This window comes from Paenarthrobacter sp. PAE-2 (assembly GCF_026013155.1).
GTDB lineage: Bacteria > Actinomycetota > Actinomycetes > Actinomycetales > Micrococcaceae > Arthrobacter > Arthrobacter ureafaciens.
In genome coordinates this window covers 120,870-140,388 of the sequence record NZ_JAPDNV010000011.1, presented here as the reverse complement: position 1 = coordinate 140,388, position 19,519 = coordinate 120,870, and the positions used below count along the sequence as shown (strand labels likewise).

Here is a 19,519-nt window from a genome sequence, read left to right as displayed (position 1 = left end):
CACCCCACATCGACCCCACCCAAACACCCCAACGAAACCACCACCACACACCCCAACGAACATGACACCCTGTCCCAAAACAGGAAACACCCACGGCCACCCCGACACACTCCAGCCACGTGGCGCGCCCAGCCACTCCGGCGCGCCCCCAGCCAGGGAGCCTAGGCGCCGGGGGCAACAAAACAACAGGACCCTCCGCAATCACGAAGGATCCTGTCACTCAGAACGGCTATGCCACGGTATTCAGTCAGTTGTCCTGCAGTGGGGAAACGGGTGCGCTACGGCTTCCGAAGCCAATGGCTCACCCGGCCCCTCACCGCGAGCGGCGGGACTAAGTCAGCGGGCTCCCCCTCCAATGACTCCTGCCTCCACGGCTTTGGTCACTGCGTCGGCCTCGGCCTGGGTTAACTTGCCATCGGTGACGGCCTTGTCGAGCCTGGATTTGAGCTCGGCGGCACGGTCTGACTTCGCCTCCGAACGTATCTCTTCGAGGGCCGCCGTGACCTTCGATTCCTCAACACCCAAGGAGGAAGCCAACGACTTTGCCAGCGCGGCCTCCATCGCTGCCCGGTCCGGCCTACCGGTTTCGGATCCCTTGGACTGCTCGGTTCCATCGGACGGCGTGCTTCCCTCTGAGGGTTTAGTGTCGTCAGACGGAGCCTGAGCGGGTTTGTTGGCGTCGCGGAACGCCTTCAAGGCGTCGGTGACTTTGGTTTCATCAACCCCCAGCTTGGCGGCCAGTGCAGAAGCCAGGTGGCCTGCATCCCGTCCGGGGCCGCCGTGACGGCCATGTCCCTTGCCCGGTGCCAACCCGTCACCTGACGTTTGGCCTGGCGTTGCCGTCTCACTCGGCGTCGACGTTGCGCCGGGCGTCGACGTGGAGCCGGGGTCCGGCGTCGTCGTTGCCGAAGCCATGCTCGTGACACCAAGTCCGGTGCCGAGGGCCAATGCTCCCGCCGCTAGACCCAACGTGATTTGCTTGGTTCTTGACATAACTAGTCCTCACTTCGCAACCGCCAGGTTGCGTCACCGTTGTTGCTGGTGGGCAGCCGGGTTGCTGCCCTGACTCAAGAGTGCGGTGACCACCCCGGCGGAGGCTGATGCGAAGCTGTTCATTGGCTGTGAACGTATGGACAAAGCTGTGAGCCGACCAGTCAGGGCATCACCGGGGAGCGTCGAAGGCATCGAGCAGGCGTTTCACGGCACCGCCCAGGTTCCATTCAGTGCTGAGCTCCTGTAACTGGTCACGGGAGACCCCGGTTACCGGTTTCAACTGTGCGCCGACCTCGTCGAGGGAAGGCAGGTCGAGGTCACGGACCACGTTGACCACCGCAGGAGCTACCTCCAGGTAGTCGGCGGCCGCGGCGAGTTTTGCTTTAACGCCGGCGGACAGCCCGCCGTCGGCCGCTTCTGCCGCCTCGAGGAGGCCGGCGAGTGAACCGTGTGTGGCGAGCAGCGACGCAGCTGTCTTCTCGCCGATGCCCGCCACGCCCGGCAGTCCATCGGATGAATCTCCCCGGAGTGTTGCGAAGTCGGCGTATTGCTGCGGCAGGACGCGATACTTGCGCACGACGTCCACCTCTGTCAGTACCTCAAGGTTCTTCATGCCTCGGGCCGTGTAGATGACACGGATCGACTTTTCGTCATCCACCAATTGAAAAAGGTCCCGGTCCCCCGTCACAACGTCCACCGGCATGGACTGTCGGCCCGCATAGCTTCCGATCACGTCATCGGCCTCGTGATCGTCGACGCCCACCACCGCGATTCCAGCCAGTTCAAGCACGTGGCTGATCAGGGGAATCTGCGCTTGGAGGGCTTCGGGGACAACCTCGACGTCGGGACCTGAACTTACCTCTTTAGCCACACGGTGGGATTTGTAGCTGGGTATGAGGTCCACCCGCCACTTGGGCCGCCAGTTGTTATCCCAGCAAGCGATCAGATGCGTTGCCTGAAAATCCGTGGTCAGCTTGGCAATCATGTCCAGAAGGCCGCGGACGGCATTGACCGGGGTGCCGTCCTTTCGGCGGATGGTGTCCGGAACGCCATAGAAGGCACGGAAGTAGAGCGAGGCAGTGTCCAGGAGCATAAGTCGGGCCATACCTGATCCTGACATGCGGTGACGCTGTTTGGAGTGATTCGGACTTGTTCGGTGATGTGAGCCGGATTACTATGGTATTCGCAATAATCGAACACCAAGTTCTATTATAGAACACCGCGGCATCCCCCAGGTTGCCCCGTCACAAAGAAGTGAGGAAAGCCCGTGCATTTCCACCACCACGGTTACGTATCCGGCGACCCCAGAGTTGAACCTGCAGCCGGGGTGGGGATCAACCGGCCGGAGGATCTGCCCGATGAGGTCGACGTGCTCATAGTTGGGTCAGGCCCCGCAGGGATGCTGACGGCGGCCCAGCTGGCCCAGTTCCCTGATATCACTGCGCGCATCGTGGAACGTCGCCCTGGCCGCCTGGCCATCGGGCAAGCTGACGGCATCCAGGCCCGCAGCGTCGAGACCTTCCAGGCTTTTGGTTTCGCTGAGCGGATCATCGCCGAGGCCTACCGCATCACCGAGATGGCGTTCTGGAAGCCGGACCCGGAGGACCACTCCAGGATCGTCCGTAGCGCGCGGGCAGTTGACGACCCCACCGGAATCAGCGAGTTTCCCCACCTGATCGTGAACCAAGCGCGCGTGCTGGACTACTTTGCCGAGTTCATGGCCAACTCCCCCGCCAGGATGAAGCCGGACTATGGCTACGAATTCCGCAGCCTTCGGGTTACTGACAACTCCGCCTACCCCGTCTCCGTGACCCTCGTTCACAGTGCAGGCCCCATGGAAGGGCAGGAACGGGTTATCAACGCCAGGTACGTAGTAGGTGCCGATGGTGCCCGGAGCAAGGTCAGGGAGTCCATCGGATGCCACCTGGCCGGGGACCAGGCCAACCACGCGTGGGGCGTCATGGATGTTTTGGCGGTGACAGATTTCCCGGACATCCGCACCAAGTGCGCTATCCAGTCAGGCTCGGGCGGCAGCATCCTGCTCATTCCCCGCGAGGGTGGCCACCTGTTCCGTATGTATGTCGACCTTGGCGAGGTTTCCCCGGAGGACCACGGCGCGGTCCGTAAGACGACCATCGAGGAGATTATCCATAAAGCCAACCAGATCCTGCATCCCTATACCCTGGACGTTCGCAATGTCGCCTGGCACAGCGTTTACGAGGTGGGCCACCGGCTGACGGACAGGTTCGACGACGTTCTGCCGGAGGAGCGCGGCAAGCGTACCCCTCGCGTGTTCATCACCGGCGACGCCTGCCATACCCATTCCGCCAAGGCCGGGCAGGGCATGAACGTCTCCATGCAGGACGGATTCAACCTCGGTTGGAAACTCGGCCACGTACTGGAAGGCCGGAGCCCGGAGTCCCTGCTGGATACCTATTCCGGTGAACGGCAAGTGGTAGCCAAGAACCTCATCGACTTCGACAAGCAATGGTCATCCCTCATGGCCAAAAAGCCCGAGGAATTTGAGGACCCCACGGAACTGGAGAACTTCTACACCAGCACCGCAGAGTTCCCGGCCGGCTTCATGACCCAATACACCCCCTCTATGGTGGTTGCCGAGGCAACCCACCAGGACCTTGCGACTGGCTTTCCGGTCGGCAAGCGCTTCAAGTCGGCCCCCGTGCGCCGGGTCTGCGACACCAACCCGATCCACCTGGGCCACCATGCCAAGGCGGATGGGCGCTGGCGCATCTATGTCTTCGCCGACGCGGCACCGGCAGGCGCCCCTGGCCCAGTGGCCGACTTTGCCGAGTGGCTTGAGACGGGACCGGACTCACCACTGGCTGCTACGCCGTCGACCCTTGACCGCGATGCCTGGTTCGACGTCAAGGTGATTTATCAGCAAGACCACACGAACGTGGACATCAATGCCGTCCCCGCGGTCTTCAAACCCGCCGTCGGACCTTTCCAACTGACCTACCTGGAGAAGGTCTTCGGCACCGACCCGGCAGCGGACATCTTCGACGAACGCGGACTCAGCCGGGACGGGGTGGTAGTGGTAGTCCGGCCCGACCAGTACGTCGCCAACGTCCTGCCGCTGAGTGCGACGGCGGAACTCGCCGAATTCTTCGCGGGCCTCAGGTCGGCGCCGAAGGCCCATGAGGTGCACGTCCCTACGACGGCGGAGGCGCCTGCCGCTGCAAGTACCGCCCCGGCAAGCACCGCCGTGGTGGAGCACGCCTGATCCTCACAGGACCCAGCTACACAGGGCGGGCACAACGTTGGTAAACAGGGCGGGCCCCGAGGCTCTCCGGCTCGAATGGCCGGCAGATCACCCCGGGTGCCCGCCCCATCATCGATGCGGGCAAGTACTCCCCCGCGAAAAAACTGCGTACCCGAACCTGCGACCAGGAACTACAGCGCACATATTCGAGTAGCGACTACTCGTGCCCTGCTATGACGGCCCCCAATAGCTTGGACCCCAACGTCACGTTGTCTGGCTCATTGGAGGTTCTTCATGGATCTGCTGCACCTGCACACGGCACCGTCCGCGCGAGGGACCACCATGGCACGGCAGGAGATGTGATCTCCATGCCCGCGCACACACGCATTGAACGCTCGCTCGCCGGTGACGCACCCTGGCTCTTCCTGTCTCCCCATCTGGACGATGCGGTCCTTTCCTGCGGGGCTCTGATCGAGGCGCAGGCCGGTGCCAGGGAAATCATCGTGGCTACCTTGTTCACCGAAGCAACCCCTGGCCCGCACACCCGGGCAGCCCGGTCTTTCCTGCGGCAGTGCACGCATTCAAGCGCACTGGACCTGTTTGAAGCCCGCAAGACAGAGGACAACAAGGTCCTGACGGAGATGGGTGCCCGCCCCTTGCACATGGGCGGCGTGGACGCCCTCTTCCGCCGACGCCGGCTCCCGCGGATCGGCAACCCGGCGTGGGGCAGGGTGCGGCCCGGACTTCCCCATCGTTATCCGACCTCCCGGTTCGACGTTGCCCTGGGTCGTATCTCCCACGCAGAGAAGGCCTTGATCAACCGGCTGCAGGGGGACGTCGCCGAGCTCATGGCACTCACAGGCGCCGAACTCCTGTTTTGTCCCGTGGGCGTGGGCAAGCACGTGGACCACCTGATCACTCGGGAAGCCGGTATGGCGCACCAGCAGAACCTGGTGCTGTATTCGGACTTTCCCTACGACCTGGTGTCCGGCCCGGACACTTCGCGGCTGGATCGCCTCGGCTACGTGCCCTGGTCATGGGACCGGGGGCTCGCCTCAAAGCAGGGGCGGATTCGCCAGTATGCCACCCAAGCCGGCTCGCTCTTCCCCGGCGGCAAGATTCCACCGCGGGCCGAGACGTACTTTGTTCCTGCCCAAGGCAACTGACGTTTAGGCACAGGCAACTGAGGTTCGGGCACAGGCAACTAAGCTGCGGAGAACAGCTAGCACCCCTCTTTGTTGTTGGCCGCCTTGTTTCCGGGGCCATCGCCTAATATGAGGCTTCCTGTGTGGCAGTAGAGGTTGTCCGCGACGTTGATATTCTGCAGCTCACCATGGAACGTCAGCCACGGTCCCGGCATCTCCGCGAACGAGTTTCCCACCACGTGGATGTCCCGGACCGCTGCAAATCCGTCGTAGTAACCGGTCTGGATTCCGTTGGGTGAATTGCGGAAGGTGTTGTTTTCCACCGTGATGTTCCGGATGGAGTGCTTTCCGACAGCCAGCTGCAAACCGGAGCCATGCGGACCGCCGCGGACGTTGTTGTTCCTGTAGACCACGTCGAAGACCTCGGCGCCGATCGTTTGGGCCACCAAGCCGTCGTCGCCATCTGCTCCCTGCCCCTGATCCACGGTGTTGCCTTCCACCACTCCGCCGTGGGAGTCGGTGATGTGGATCCCGTCCAGTTGGTTATAGGAGTCACTGCTGTCCGCTACGGTCTGGTTGTTGCGGACACAAAAATCACTGCTTGCCACCACGGCGATTGAGTAGGTGAAGGGATTTTGGGTCCGGATCCCCTCCACCAGCGCGTTCCTGGAATGCCGGACGTCCACGAGGTATTCGGAGAGCCGACCGCGGGTATTCCCGTCGAGCTGGTCCCCGCTGTGGTCCGCGGTCAGGCCGGCGATGGTCACGTTGTTGGCCCCATTGGTGGTGATGAGCGGATGTCCGCCGAAAGGACCCTCGGAAGACAGGAAACCGGGTCCGGCCTTCAGTACTGTGCCGACGCCCTGTCCCCTGAGGGCAACGTTGGATTTGACCAGCAATGGCTCAGCCAGCATGAATGTACCTTCGGGAAGCTGCACTACGGCCCCTCCGGTCTTCGCCGCAGCGTCAATGGCCTGTTGCAGCGAGCGGGAGGTGTCTTCCGGGTCCTTATAGCCATCGACAACATACTGGTTCACCCGGGTGGCCTGGCTTCCGGGCGCAAGGCAGTAGTCGGGTCCTGCCGGTCCCATGCTTGGCTTGGATGCCAGGCCCGCAACTCCCACGCCCGCGACGACCACGACGGCGACCCCGGCGGCTGCCTTGACGGCGGCGGATTTCATGGGGTCACTTTATCCTGCGGTCCAGCTGCACCTATGGCGGCAAGGGTGCAACGGTAAGACAATGGGCTCGTGGCCCCTCCTCCCTCCACAGGCAGCGGCGACACCATGAACGATGCCGCCCGCGCGATACAACGTGTCTATCTGACGCTGACGCTGGGCAACACCATCGCTGCATCCTTCATTTGGGGCATTAACACCCTTTTCCTGCTGGACGCGGGGCTGAGCAACCTGGAGGCCTTCGCCGCGAACGCGTTCTTCACCGCGGGCATGGTCCTGTTCGAGGTACCTACCGGCGTGGTGGCCGACGGCTGGGGCCGGCGTACGTCATTCCTGCTGGGCACCATGACGCTGGCCGGGTCCACTTACCTCTACTATGTGCTCTGGCAGATCTCCGCGCCGTTTTGGATGTGGGCGGTGGTCTCGGTGCTGTTGGGCCTGGGCTTCACGTTCTTCTCGGGCGCAGTGGAAGCCTGGCTGGTGGATGCCCTCCGATATTCGGGGTACGAGGGCGGACTGGAGACTGTCCTGGGCCGCGGTCAGATGGCACAAGGAATCGCAATGCTGGTCGGCTCCGTGGCGGGAGGGGTTATAGCCCAAGCCACGGACCTTGGCGTGCCGTTCCTGCTCAGGGTCCTGGTGCTCGTGGCCATGTTCGCGGTCGCGTTCCGGTTGATGCACGACGTCGGGTTCTCGCCTGATAGGTCGGCGCGTCCTGTGGCGGCCACCCGTGCAGTGCTGTCGGCCTCGCTCGACAACGGTTTGAAGAACCGGCCCGTCCGGTACGTGATGCTCGCTGCTCCCTTTACCGCCGGCGTCGGGATTTATGTTTTCTACGCTTTGCAGCCTTTCCTGCTGGAGCTGTTCGGCGACCCCAAGGCTTACTCGATCGCGGGGCTCGCCGCCGCGATCGTTGCCGGTTCGCAAATTCTGGGTGGCTGGTTGGCGCCGCACCTGAGGGGCCTGTTCCACAAGCGAACCTCGGTGCTGATCCTGACGGGCGTGATCGGCGGTGCCATTCTGCTGGCCTTGGGGTTCACGCGCCTGTTCTGGGTTGCTTTGGTGCTGCTGGCATTGTGGGCGGTGATGGGTTCGGCGGCCCTTCCAGTGCGGCAGGCGTATGTCAACGACATGATCCCTTCCAAGCAACGCGCCACGGTCTTGAGCTTCGATTCCCTGATGGGTTCCAGCGGCGGCGTGGTAGTCCAACCCCTCCTGGGCCGCAGCGCGGACCTGTACGGCTACCCCGCGTCGCTGGCGATTGCCGGTGTCATCGAGTTGCTGGCCGTCCCGTTCCTTCTCGCCAGCCGCAGGCAGGCTCCCGTTGCCGACCGTGCGACGACGCCGACGCCGACGGCGGGGCAGGACGGACCGGAGTCCACGGGTTAGTTCTTCGTGCGCCCTGATGCGTGCCGGACGCAGAACGGAGTCCAAGGCCGGGCTTCGAGCCTGCCCTCGGGTATTGCTTCCCCGCAGACAGCACAGCGCCCGTAGGTGCCGTCGTCGATGCGGGCCAGCGCCGCCTCAATCTGCTCCAATCCCGCACGGCTTTGCTCCATGAGCGCCCCGGCCTGCGACAGCTCGAACGCTATGGTGCTGCCCTCGGGGTCGTGTTCGTCGTCCACATTGGAGTCCACCCGGGCGGCGCTGACTGAGCGGATGTCGCCGCGAAGCGAATCAAGAAGGGTTCGTTTCTGCTCCCTCTCCTGATTCAGGATCGCGCGGAACCGCTCTGCATCAACCATTGTTCAGAGATCCACCGTGTTGCTCTCGCCAACGCTCATCCGGGAATGTGTCACTTTGGATTTGACCCACTGCAACACGGTAGCCGCGGTACCGCCGGGGCTGGTCCAGTATTCGGCGGAGTCGGAATCCACGCGGAGCAGGCAAGCCTCGGGAGTCTCCGGTCCGTCAGGGAACCATGCCTCCGCCGCCTGGCTCCATTGCTCGCGGATTTGGGCCCGGTCCGTCACGATCTCCGCCGTTCCCGCCACAGAGACCCATTCAGTCTTCCGACCGAACGATACGTTGACCCGGGGATCTGCCTTCACGTGGGCCACCTGGGATGTCTCGAGGGACGTCAAGAACAACAGGTCGCCGTCTTCCTGAACCTCCTGGACGGCGAGAGGCCGGCTGACAAGTGCTCCGGACTCGTTGATGGTGGTGAGCATCCCGATCCTGGAGTCGTTGATGATTTCCGTAACCTTGCTGATGTCGTGTTCTTCAGTCATGTTCGCCTCTTTCCTCTGGTCAGGGAAGGTCCCCACGTCAGACTATTAGTAAGTTGCCTTATTTTCTAGCCGGGGGTGGGCCTTCCAGGACCGTTGGGATGTACTCCAGTAACTGGGACCGGCCATCAAAAGTCCGGCTGTTGACCAACTCAAGGGCAACGTCCGGGTAGCCGTCGTAGATCCTTTCGCTTCCCGTACGGCCCGTGATCACGGGAAAGATAACCAGCCGGAACCGGTCCACGAGCCCGGCTTTCAGCAGGGACCTGGACAGGGAGAGGCTGCCCAGCGTGGACAACGTCCCGGTCCGGGCGCGCTTCATCCTGCGGACGGCTTCCACGGCATCGCCGCGGATCAACTCACAATTGGGCCAGGCCAGAGGCTCTTGCAGGGTGGAAGAGAAGATGACTTTGGGCATATCGGCCAGGCCGCCCAAACTGGCACCCTCCTCCTCGGAGAATGCGGTGGAGTCGTCAGCCGCCTGTTGGGACAACCCCGCCATTACCTTGTAGGTATTCGCTCCCATGAGGGTGGTGAAATCCTTCTTTCCCTCTTCTTCGAGCCAGGCAAGGTATTCCGGTCCTTCCAAGCCCCACCACCCCGGCCATCCTTCCCCTGACGCGTACCCGTCCAAGGTGATGATCAGATCGACCATCAGCTCTGCGCCGGGTTTTTCTGTTGCTTCACTCATGATTGGCTCCTTGTGCATGGCAGGACACTCGACCCGCGCCCCACCCTAAAGCGGCTCTGCAACCGGACATCGGCTCAGCCGTCCGGACGTGGCCTGCCCATCCGGAGGCGGCCATGCTATCGCCATGGCCAAGGGCGCTCAAGGGTCCGCACCTGCACTGCAAGATATGGTCCGCACCGTCCATCGTTGCTAGCGTGGCGCCATGACTCCGTCCAAGACCCCGGCCGAGATTCTTACGATCGACGATGTGGACGTCCGCATCTCCAGTCCGGACAAGCTGGTCTTCCCGGAGCCCGGCCTGACCAAACTGGACCTCGTCCGGTACTACTTGTCGGTCGCCGAAGGCGCACTCCGCGGAGCCGGCGGACGGCCCATGGTCCTTAAGCGCTTCCCGAAGGGCATCGACGCGGAGCCGTTCTTCCAGAAGCGCGTACCTGAGAACCACCCACCCTTTATTGACACGGCAACCCTGCATTACGCCTCGGGCACGTCTGCCGAGGAAGCGGTGATTCGCGACGCTGCAGGTCTGGCGTGGGTAGTGAACCTTGGATGTCTGGACCTCAATCCCCACCCGGTGCGGGCCGAGGACCTGGACCATCCGGACGAGCTCCGCATTGACCTTGACCCGATGCCGGGCGTGCATTGGAAACAAATAGTGGACGTCGCGTACGTGGCACGGGAGGTACTGGACGACGTCGGACTGGTGGGCTGGCCCAAGACCAGCGGCTCCCGCGGACTCCACATCCTGGTCCGGATAGTCCCGGACCATGACTACCGGCAGGTCCGGCTGGCTGCCGAGTCCCTGGCCCGGGAAGTCGAGAACCGGGCACCGGGGCTGGCCACGGCCCGGTGGTGGAAGGAAGAACGGGGTGAGAGCGTCTTCGTGGACTTCAACCAGAACGCCAAGGACCGCACCGTGGCGTCCGCCTACTCCATCAGGCCCCTGCCGGACGCCAGAGTCTCCACGCCACTGACGTGGGAAGAAGTGGCCACCATTCGGCCGGACCAGTTCACTGTCCCCACCGTCCCTGGAAGATTCAAGGACATCGGCGATCCCCATGACGGCATCGATCAGGCTGCAGGCGGCCTCGAAGGGCTCCTCGCGTTGGCGGAGGAGTTGGGCCCGGCGGAGAAAGCTCCCCGGGGCGGAGACGGGTCCGGTCGCCGGAAATCGACCATGCCGCTCATCGAAGTGGCCCGGACCAAGACCAAGCCCGAAGCCCTCGATGCGCTGGAGAAGTGGAAAGCCAACCACAAGGACGTTGTTCCGGACCTCCATCCGGCGGACATCCTGGTGGATGGCATGCGCGGCTCAAGCTCGCTCTGGTACCGCGTGCGCGTGAACCTCCAGCACGTGAGCGAGGGTAGGCGACCGGAACAGGAGAAGCTGATTGCCGACTACGATCCGTGGGCCGGAAAGGAATGGTCCGGCGGGCCGGAGAGGTAAGCACCCGGCCCGCCGGAACCAGGGTCCTAGCGACGCGGAATGTTGCGGAGGTTGCTGCGGGCCATGCTGACGGCCTCCCCCGCTCCGCGGTTCAGCACCACCTTGGACATGGCCGTGGCGAAACCGATGACCTGCGAACCGGAGATCTTCGGCGGGATGGACAGCGCCTGCGGATCGGTGATCAGTTCCACGAGTGCAGGGCCGGGATGTGCGAACGCTTCCCGGTAGGCTGGCTCAATGTCTGCCGGGTCCGTCACCCGCACAGCGTGAAAACCGAGTGCCTTGGCCACGGCGGCATAGTCGGCATCCGGTACGTCCACCCCGAAGTCGGGCAGCCCATCCACCAGCATCTCCAGTTTCACCATGCCCAACGTGGAGTTGTTGAACACGACCACCTTCACGGGCAACTTGTGGGCAGCCACGGTGATGAGTTCGCCCAGCAACATGGACAGTCCCCCGTCGCCGGAGACCGACACCACCTGGCGGCCCGGATAGGCCAATTGCGCACCAATGGCGTGCGGGAGGGCGTTGGCCATGGAGCCGTGCAGGAACGACCCAATCAGCCGGCGGGTCCCCAAAGGGTTGATGTAGCGCGCCGTCCACACGTTGCACATGCCGGTGTCCGCAGTGAAGATCGCATCCTCGGCGGCCACCTGGTCCAACAACGACGCCGCGTATTCGGGGTGGATGGGCTGCTTCTTCTCCACCTTCCGCGTGTAGGCTCCCACAGCCTTGTTCATCAAGCGGTCGTGTTTCTTGAGCATCTGGTCCAGAAAGCGGCGGCTCGACTTCGGCTTCACCAGGGGCAGGAGCGCAGTGAGGGTGGGGAGCACATCACCCTGGACGGCGATATCGACGTCGGTCCGCCGCCCCAATCGCTGGGCGGCGCGGTCTACCTGCGCCGTGCGGGTCTCCGGAAGGAACTGGTCATAGGGAAAGTCCGTTCCCAAGAGGACCAGCAGGTCAGCGTCTTCTAGGCCTTCGGCCGCGGCTCCGTAGCCGAGCAGTCCCGTCATGCCAATGTCGAACGGGTTGTCGTACTGGACAAAATCCTTGCCGCGCAGGGAATGCCCGATTGGAGCCTTCGCCAACTCAGCCAGGGCAATCAACTCGCTGTGTGCTCCCTCGACGCCCGCGCCGGCAAAAATGGCGACCTTGCCGGCGTCGTTGATGGCATCGGCGAGTTCCTGCACGCTGGCCGGATCCGGAACCAAACTGGCGGGGCGGAACGTCGCCGGAAGCGGCGTTGAAGCCGTGGCTTCCAGGCCCGCAATGTCACCGGGCAGAGTGACGACGGCGACGCCCCTCAACGCGACGGCATTTTGGATGGCACTGTGCATGACGCGCGGCGCCTGGTCGGTGGTACTTACCAGTTCGGAGTACACCGAGCATTCGTTGAAGAGCCGGTCCGGGTGGGTCTCCTGGAAGAACCCGCTGCCTATTTGCTTGCTTGGGATGTGGGAGGCAATCGCCAACACCGGGGCGCCGGTGCGGTTGGCGTCATAGAGGCCATTGATCAGGTGGAGGTTGCCGGGGCCGCAGGAACCGGCACACACGGCCAGCCTTCCGGTGAGTTGCGCTTCGGCCGCTGCGGCGAACGCGGCAGCTTCTTCATGCCGGACGTGGATCCAATCGATACCCCCTTGGGCGGAGCCGCCGGTCTGCCGGACAGCATCGACGAGGGGGTTGAGGCTATCGCCCACGATCCCGTAGATACGCTGCACTCCGGCAGCTTGGAGTTGTTCGATGAGTTGGGTTGCAAGCTCTTTGGCCATAGTGCTCCTCCTCGCCAGCGCTACTTCTTCTCAGTCAGGGCCGAGGCTTTATGCGCCGCACGGGCGCCGGTCTTGTCCGACTCCACGATGTATTGCGGCTCCTCCTCGCTGGCCCGGTGCGTGTTGCCTTCGAGTTCGAAGTCGGACGTCTTCTTCTCGACGATCTTCCCGTGCGTCGTGCCCTGGGACGTGTTCCATTCGACGTGCGTGCCTTTGCTTAGCGTCATGGCTGCTCCTTGCGTCTGGAGGGCAACCGCCCGTTCAGGCGGACCCGGGTGTCCAGCCATAGTAAGCACGATGGGCCCTTGACACCTTCCCTCAGATGAGCCAGAGTGATCGTATACGATTTCATACTCGATGAGGAGTGGGCTTGGAACAGGTCACATGGGACACCCTGGCGGCAGCGCGCAAGGTGATTGCGGTCCACATCAACTACCCCAGCCGGGCTGCGCAGCGTGGGCGGACTCCGGCGCAACCGTCCTACTTCCTGAAGCCGCCGTCGTCGTTGTCCTTGGGTTCCCCCGATGCTCCCGGCACCGTTGAACGCCCTGCCGGCTGTGAGCTGCTCGGTTACGAGGGCGAGATCGCACTGGTGATCGGCAAAGCTGCCCGCCGCGTTGGCTTGGAGGATGCGTGGAGCCACGTTGCCGCCGTCACCGCTTCCAACGACCTCGGCGTGTACGACCTCCGCTACGCGGACAAGGGTTCCAACCTCCGTTCCAAGGGCGGTGACGGCTTCACGCCCGTTGGCCCGGCGCTCATCCCGGCAGACGCCGTCGACCCTTCCAAGCTGCGCATCCGCACCTGGCACAACGGTGACCTGGTCCAGGACGACACCACCGAGGACCTGCTGTTCCCGTTCGCGCAGCTCGTCGCGGACCTCTCCCAGCTGCTGACGCTCGAGGAGGGCGACATCATCCTCACCGGCACCCCCGCTGGAGCTTCCGTGGCTGTCCCGGGGGACGTCGTCGAAATTGAGGTTACCGGAGGTGGTTTCAGCACCGGCCGCCTCACCACCAAGGTGACGGAAGGTACGACGCCGTTCGCGGACTTTGGTGCCGGCCCCAAGACCGATGACACGCAGCGGGAAGAGGCCTACGGTTCCCGCGAAGCCGCCGGGCTGGCTCCTGCCGAGCCGGCGGCTGCCGCGAGTGTGCTGACGCCGGCGTTAAAGGCGAAGCTCGAATCGGTTGCCACCGCTACCCTTGCGTCGCAGCTTCGCAAGCGCGGCCTAAACAACGTGAGCATCGACGGCTTGCAGGCCACCCGCCCGGACCGCAAGGTGGTGGGTTCGGCCCGGACGCTGCGCTACGTGCCCAACCGTGAGGATCTGTTCAAGACCCACGGCGGGGGCTTCAATGCCCAGAAGAAGGCCATCGACTCCGTCAATGAAGGCGAAATCCTGGTGATGGAGGCGCGCGGTGAGAAAGGCACCGGCACCGTGGGTGACATCCTGGCCCTCCGCGCCCAGGTCCGCGGCGCGGCAGCGATCATCACCGACGGCGGCGTCCGCGACTTCACCGCCGTGGCAGATCTGGAAATGCCCACCTACTTTGCCAACCCGCACCCTGCGGTGCTGGGCCGGCGGCACATTCCCTGGGACACCGACATCACCATCGCCTGCGGCGGTGCCACCGTGCAGCCCGGCGACATTATCGTGGCCGACGCCGACGGCATCCTGGTCATCCCGCCGGCCATTGCCGAAGAGCTGGTGGAGGACTGCATCACCCAGGAGAAGGAAGAGACCTTCATCTTCGAGATGGTCAGGCAGGGCAACAGCGTGGACGGCCTCTACCCGATGAACAAGGAGTGGCAGGCCCGGTACGCCGAATGGCTTTCCCTGCAAGCCACGGAAGGAGCCCACGGTGACTGAAACCGCCGTCGGGAGCAAATCCCAGCAAGCGTATGAGGCCGTGAAGGCCCGGATCGTGGAGGGCGCCTACACCCCCGGCTACCGGCTGGTCCTGGCCAAGATCGCCGAAGACCTGGGCTTCAGCGTGGTCCCTGTCCGCGAAGCCATCCGCCGGCTGGAGGCCGAAGGCCTGGTGAAGTTCGAACGCAACGTCGGCGCGACGGTCTCCGGGATCGATCCCACCGAGTACCTGTACACGATGCAGACCCTGAGCATCGTGGAAGGTGCGGCCACCGCGCTGTCCGCGCCTCTGATTGATCCGGCCACGATCGCCCGCGCCCGTGCAGTGAATGCCGAGATGCGCGAGTGCCTGGAACACTTCGACCCCGTCCGATTCACCGCCCTGAACCAGGACTTCCACAGCGTCCTGTTCGAGCACTGCCCCAACCCGCACATTCTTGACCTGGTCCACCGCGGCTGGAACCGGCTGGCGTCCCTGCGCTCATCCACGTTCCGGTTCGTGCCCGGCCGGGCCCAGGAATCGGTGCGTGAACACGAGGCCCTGCTCCAACTCATCGAGTCCGGAGCAGACGCCGACACCATCGAAAAAGCTGCCCGCCAACACCGCGCCGCCACCCTCGACGCCTACCTCGCCCACGCCGTATCCAGTTAGGAACTCAACGATGACGACCTCCACCGAAACCACCAAACACTACGTTCCCGAGGACCTGCCCACCCATATCCAGCACTACATCAACGGCGAGTTCGTTGACTCCGTCTCCGGGAAGACCTTCGATGTGCTGGACCCGGTGTCCAACCAGAACTACGCCACCGCCGCCGCGGGCCAGAAGGAAGACATCGACCTCGCCGTCGCCGCAGCGCGCGAAGCGTTTGTGAACGGTCCGTGGCCGAAGATGAAGCCCCGCGAGCGTGCCCGTGTCCTCAACAAGATCGCCGACGCAGTGGAGGCACAGGAAGCCCGCCTCGCCGAACTGGAGACGTTCGATACCGGCCTTCCGATCACCCAGGCCAAGGGCCAAGCGCTTCGTGCTGCCGAGAACTTCCGGTTCTTCGCGGACCTGATCGTGGCCCAGTTCGACGACGCGATGAAGGTTCCCGGCTCCCAGATCAACTACGTCAACCGCAAACCGATCGGGGTCGCCGGCCTGATCACGCCGTGGAACACCCCGTTCATGCTGGAGTCGTGGAAGCTCGCCCCGGCCCTGGCCACCGGCAACACCGTAGTCCTGAAGCCCGCCGAGTTCACGCCATTGTCCGCGTCGCTGTGGGCGCAGATTTTCAAGGACGCCGGCCTGCCCGACGGTGTGTTCAACCTGGTCAACGGCCTGGGCGAGGAAGCCGGTGATGCTTTGGTGAAGCACCCGGATGTTCCGCTGATCTCCTTTACCGGCGAGACCACCACCGGCCAGACGATCTTCCGCAACGCTGCAGAGAACCTCAAGGGCCTGTCCATGGAACTCGGCGGCAAGTCCCCGTGCGTGGTGTTCGCCGACGCCGATCTCGATGCGGCGATCGATTCGGCCCTGTTCGGCGTGTTCTCCCTCAACGGTGAACGCTGCACCGCCGGGTCCCGGATCCTGGTGGAACGCGCCATCTACGACGAATTCTGCGAAAAGTACGCCGCCCGGGCCAAGAACATCGTGGTGGGCGATCCCCACGATCCCAAGACTCAGGTCGGCGCACTGGTCCACCCCGAGCACTACCGGAAGGTTGCATCGTACGTGGAGATCGGCAAGTCCGAAGGCCGGCTCCTGGCTGGCGGCGGCCGACCCGACCACCTGCCCGAAGGCAACTACATCGCACCCACGGTGTTTGCCGACGTCGCTCCTGACGCGCGGATCTTCCAGGAGGAAATCTTCGGTCCCGTCGTGGCCATCACCCCGTTCGAGAACGACGACGAGGCCCTCGCCCTGGCGAACAACACCAAGTACGGCCTGGCGGCCTACATCTGGACCCAGAACCTGACCCGGGCGCACAACTTCTCCCAAAACGTCGAGGCCGGCATGGTGTGGCTCAACAGCCACAACGTCCGCGACCTGCGCACCCCCTTCGGCGGCGTCAAAGCCTCCGGCCTGGGCCACGAGGGCGGCTACCGCTCGATCGACTTCTACACCGACCAGCAAGCCGTGCACATCACCCTCGGCTCCGTCCACACCCCCAAATTCGGCGACACGCCCAAGTCCGGCGCCTAGCACCCAACCAGGTCGCAATAGAGCGCGTTTTCAGCCCCCAAAACGCGCACAAATGCGACCCAGTTGGGTACCCACAACCATCCTTTCGACGAAGAAAGACCATCATGACTACTCCCTTCACCGGCCCCATCCCCACCCCGGCTGTTCCGGCTCCGGACATCGTCCGCTGCGCCTACCTCGAACTCGTGGTCACGGACCTGGAAAAGTCCCGCGCGTTCTACGTGGACCTCCTTGGCCTCCACGTCACCGAGGAAGACGAGAACACCATCTACTTGCGTTCCTTCGAGGAGTTCATCCACCACAACCTGGTCCTGCGCAAGGGCCCCGTGGCCGCGGCTGCCGCGTTCGCCTACCGGGTGAAGTCCCCCGCCGAGGTGGATGCCGCCGAGGCCTACTACCGTGAACTCGGCTGCCGCGTGGAGCGCCGCAAGGAAGGCTTCACCAAGGGCGTGGGCGATTCCGTCCGCGTGGAGGATCCCTTGGGCTTCCCGTACGAGTTCTTCTACGAGGTTGAGCACGTCGAACGCCTCACCCAACGCTACGACCTGTACTCCGCGGGTGAGCTGGTCCGCCTGGACCACTTCAACCAGGTCACCCCGGATGTTCCCCGCGGCCGCAAGTACCTGGAGGACCTTGGCTTCCGGGTCTCCGAAGACATTAAGGATTCCGACGGCGTCACGTACGCGGCGTGGATGCACCGGAAGCAGACCGTGCACGACACCGCCCTGACCGGCGGCAACGGACCCCGCCTGCACCACATCGCGTTCTCCACCCACGAGAAGCACAACATCATCCAGATCTGCGACAAGATGGGTGCCCTGCGTATCAGTGACCGGATCGAACGCGGCCCCGGCCGCCACGGTGTGTCCAACGCGTTCTACCTCTACATCCTGGACCCGGACGGCCACCGCGTGGAGATCTACACCCAGGACTACTACACCGGCGATCCTGACAACCCCACCGTCACCTGGGACGTGCACGACAACCAACGCCGCGACTGGTGGGGCAACCCCGTGGTCCCGTCCTGGTACACCGAAGCCTCCCTGGTCCTGGACCTGGACGGCAATCCGCAGCCGGTCATCGAGCGCGAAGAGAAGTCCGAAATGGCAGTGACGGTCGGGGCCGATGGTTTCTCCTACACGCGACCAGACGAGGCCACCGGAGCCGCAGGATTCAAATTGGGAGCGCAGGTCTGAGAATGTTGGATGCCCGGACAATCGAAGCCATTGCCGACGAACTCCTCGAGGCGGGCCGGAACCGCAAACCGGTCCCACGCCTGACCGCGCGCTATCCGGAGATGACGGTGGAGGATTCCTACGCCGTGCAGAAGCTGTGGCAGCAACGCAACGAGGAAGCCGGCCGCACGCTGGTAGGACGGAAGATCGGCCTGACGTCCAAGGCCATGCAGGCTGCCACCGGCATCACCGAACCGGACTACGGAGCGATCTTCGATGACATGGTCTTCGAAACCGGCTGCTCCGTGGAATGGGACCGGTACACCCACCCGAGGGTGGAGGTGGAACTTGCGTTCGTGCTCAAGGACGGCCTCAAGGGACTCGGCTGCACCATCTTCGATGTCCTCAACGCCACCGACTACGTGGTTCCTGCCTTGGAGATCCTGGACTCCAGGATCGAAATGGAGGGCCGGACCATCGTGGACACGATCTCGGACAACGCCGCGATGGGCGCCATGGTCATCGGCGGGCGCCCCGTGAAGCCCGACGCCGTCGACCTTCGCTGGGTCTCGGCCATCCTCTACAAGAACCAAACCGTGGAAGAGACCGGAGTCGCGGCCGGGGTGCTGGACCACCCGGCCAACGGGGTCCACTGGCTGGCCAACAAGATCGCAGCCCACGGCGACTCCATGAAAGCCGGGGACATCATCCTCGCCGGCTCCTTCACCCGCCCCCTGTGGGTGTACAAAGGCGATACCGTCCACGCCGACTACGGACCCCTGGGAGTTGTGACATGCCACTTCAGCTAGACCCCCGGTTCTACACAGTCCTGGAGGACTCGGACCGCCCCCTGGTGGGAATGTGGGTGTGTTCGGGCAGCCCGTTGGTGGCCGAAATCTGCGCCGGCTCCGGCTTGGACTGGCTCCTGATCGACGCCGAACACAGCCCCAACGGCCTCGAATCAATTCTTGCCCAGCTCCACGCCACCAGCGGCTACCCGATCCAGGTCATGGTCCGGCCACCGGTCAATGACACCGTGGTGATTAAGCAATACCTGGACCTTGGCGTGCAGAACCTCATGATTCCCATGGTCAACTCCGCTTTCGAAGCAGCCGCCGCGGTGGCCGCCGTCCGTTACCCGCCGCACGGGGTCCGGGGCGTCGGGTCCGCACTGGCCCGCTCGGCGCGCTGGAACCGCATCCCGGACTACCTCGCCACCGCTTCGGACAGCATCAGCCTGACGGTCCAGATCGAATCCGAGGCGGCAGCATCCGCCGTCGAAGAAATCCTCGCCGTGGACGGGGTAGACGGGATCTTCCTTGGCCCCTCCGACCTCGCCGCCTCGATGGGCCTGTTGGGACAGCAGGAGAATCCCTTGGTGAGGGCCGTCGTCGAGCATTGCCTTGAAGCCGCCAAAGCGGCGGGCAAACCGGCCGGCGTGAACGCCTTCAACGAAGCAACCGCAAGGTCCTACCTCGACGCCGGCGCCTCGTTCGTGCTGGTAGGCGCCGACGTCTCGATCCTGGCCCGGGCTTCGGAGGGGCTTGCGGAGAAGTTCATTCGCTAGCAGCCGCCGGTGGCGGGGCGCATGCCCCGCCA

At 64.0% G+C, this 19,519-nt stretch carries 18 protein-coding genes; 10 read left to right on the top strand and 8 right to left on the bottom strand.

Annotation, left to right across the window (positions count from 1 at the left end; genetic code table 11):
- Positions 1-336: 336 nt before the first annotated feature.
- Positions 337-993, bottom strand: coding sequence for a hypothetical protein (locus OCL88_RS09650; RefSeq protein WP_193591394.1), 657 nt, complete (start codon positions 991-993; stop codon positions 337-339).
- Positions 994-1,162: 169 nt separating this feature from the next.
- Positions 1,163-2,113 carry a 5'-3' exonuclease gene (locus OCL88_RS09645; RefSeq protein WP_413775457.1) on the bottom strand — a complete coding sequence of 317 codons (951 nt, stop codon included), beginning with the start codon at positions 2,111-2,113 and terminating at the stop codon, positions 1,163-1,165.
- Between the two features lie 147 nt (positions 2,114-2,260).
- Here OCL88_RS09645 and OCL88_RS09640 point away from each other — a divergent pair, with 147 nt between their 5' ends.
- Entirely contained in the window at positions 2,261-4,237 is a 1,977-nt protein-coding gene (locus OCL88_RS09640) for an FAD-binding monooxygenase (RefSeq protein ID WP_264962360.1), read from the top strand.
- A gap of 347 nt (positions 4,238-4,584) precedes the next feature.
- The gene (locus OCL88_RS09635) at positions 4,585-5,382 is read left to right on the top strand and encodes a PIG-L family deacetylase (protein ID WP_254455472.1); all 798 of its coding nucleotides are present in this window, start codon (positions 4,585-4,587) and stop codon (positions 5,380-5,382) included.
- A 56-nt stretch (positions 5,383-5,438) separates the two neighbouring features.
- Here OCL88_RS09635 and OCL88_RS09630 read toward each other — a convergent pair whose 3' ends face one another.
- Positions 5,439-6,542: a glycosyl hydrolase family 28-related protein gene (locus tag OCL88_RS09630; protein ID WP_264962359.1), complete on the bottom strand. Its 1,104-nt coding sequence runs from the start codon at positions 6,540-6,542 to the stop codon at positions 5,439-5,441.
- Between the two features lie 105 nt (positions 6,543-6,647).
- Between OCL88_RS09630 and OCL88_RS09625 the strand changes: the two genes are divergently transcribed.
- Positions 6,648-7,928: an MFS transporter gene (locus OCL88_RS09625; RefSeq protein WP_193593742.1), complete on the top strand. Its 1,281-nt coding sequence runs from the start codon at positions 6,648-6,650 to the stop codon at positions 7,926-7,928.
- On the opposite strand, the gene OCL88_RS09620 is transcribed toward OCL88_RS09625, so the two are convergent.
- Genes OCL88_RS09620 through OCL88_RS09610 form a run of 3 tightly spaced genes read right to left on the bottom strand, consistent with a single transcriptional unit; the run spans position 7,925 to position 9,458 of the window.
- Positions 7,925-8,284 carry a TraR/DksA family transcriptional regulator gene (locus OCL88_RS09620; RefSeq protein WP_193591398.1) on the bottom strand — a complete coding sequence of 120 codons (360 nt, stop codon included), beginning with the start codon at positions 8,282-8,284 and terminating at the stop codon, positions 7,925-7,927. The genes OCL88_RS09625 and OCL88_RS09620 overlap by 4 nt on opposite strands.
- 3 nt (positions 8,285-8,287) lie before the next feature.
- Positions 8,288-8,770, bottom strand: coding sequence for a pyridoxamine 5'-phosphate oxidase family protein (locus OCL88_RS09615; RefSeq protein ID WP_201433222.1), 483 nt, complete (start codon positions 8,768-8,770; stop codon positions 8,288-8,290).
- Positions 8,771-8,828: 58 nt separating this feature from the next.
- Positions 8,829-9,458, bottom strand: coding sequence for a dihydrofolate reductase family protein (locus OCL88_RS09610; RefSeq protein WP_264962358.1), 630 nt, complete (start codon positions 9,456-9,458; stop codon positions 8,829-8,831).
- 202 nt (positions 9,459-9,660) lie between these two features.
- On the opposite strand from OCL88_RS09610, the gene ligD reads away from it, so the two are divergent.
- A complete protein-coding gene (ligD, locus tag OCL88_RS09605) occupies positions 9,661-10,905 on the top strand; it encodes a non-homologous end-joining DNA ligase (protein ID WP_264962357.1) in 1,245 nt (414 codons plus the stop codon).
- 26 nt (positions 10,906-10,931) lie between these two features.
- Here the strand turns inward: ligD and OCL88_RS09600 are convergent, their stop codons facing one another.
- Together OCL88_RS09600 and OCL88_RS09595 are read right to left on the bottom strand one after the other, a co-directional pair.
- Positions 10,932-12,680, bottom strand: coding sequence for a pyruvate dehydrogenase (locus OCL88_RS09600; protein WP_264962356.1), 1,749 nt, complete (start codon positions 12,678-12,680; stop codon positions 10,932-10,934).
- A gap of 20 nt (positions 12,681-12,700) precedes the next feature.
- Positions 12,701-12,907 (bottom strand): DUF2945 domain-containing protein, encoded by a 207-nt coding sequence (locus tag OCL88_RS09595; RefSeq protein WP_264962355.1) that lies wholly within the window; start codon positions 12,905-12,907, stop codon positions 12,701-12,703.
- 143 nt (positions 12,908-13,050) lie between these two features.
- Between OCL88_RS09595 and OCL88_RS09590 the strand changes: the two genes are divergently transcribed.
- From OCL88_RS09590 to OCL88_RS09565, 6 genes are all read left to right on the top strand, one after another.
- Positions 13,051-14,553 (top strand): fumarylacetoacetate hydrolase family protein, encoded by a 1,503-nt coding sequence (locus OCL88_RS09590; RefSeq protein ID WP_264962354.1) that lies wholly within the window; start codon positions 13,051-13,053, stop codon positions 14,551-14,553.
- Complete coding sequence (locus OCL88_RS09585; protein WP_062096804.1) at positions 14,546-15,205, top strand: GntR family transcriptional regulator; 660 nt, start codon at positions 14,546-14,548, stop codon at positions 15,203-15,205. Before OCL88_RS09590 ends, OCL88_RS09585 begins: the two co-directional genes overlap by 8 nt.
- Before the next feature lie 10 nt (positions 15,206-15,215).
- On the top strand, positions 15,216-16,745 hold the full coding sequence (gene hpaE / locus OCL88_RS09580; protein ID WP_264962353.1) for a 5-carboxymethyl-2-hydroxymuconate semialdehyde dehydrogenase: 1,530 nt from the start codon (positions 15,216-15,218) through the stop codon (positions 16,743-16,745).
- A 104-nt stretch (positions 16,746-16,849) separates the two neighbouring features.
- Positions 16,850-17,941, top strand: a complete 1,092-nt coding sequence (gene hpaD, locus OCL88_RS09575; protein WP_264962352.1) for a 3,4-dihydroxyphenylacetate 2,3-dioxygenase — start codon at positions 16,850-16,852, stop codon at positions 17,939-17,941.
- 2 nt (positions 17,942-17,943) lie between these two features.
- Positions 17,944-18,729 carry a 2-oxo-hept-4-ene-1,7-dioate hydratase gene (gene hpaH / locus OCL88_RS09570; RefSeq protein WP_264962351.1) on the top strand — a complete coding sequence of 262 codons (786 nt, stop codon included), beginning with the start codon at positions 17,944-17,946 and terminating at the stop codon, positions 18,727-18,729.
- Positions 18,714-19,487 carry an HpcH/HpaI aldolase family protein gene (locus OCL88_RS09565; RefSeq protein ID WP_264962350.1) on the top strand — a complete coding sequence of 258 codons (774 nt, stop codon included), beginning with the start codon at positions 18,714-18,716 and terminating at the stop codon, positions 19,485-19,487. Before hpaH ends, OCL88_RS09565 begins: the two co-directional genes overlap by 16 nt.
- Positions 19,488-19,519: the final 32 nt, after the last annotated feature.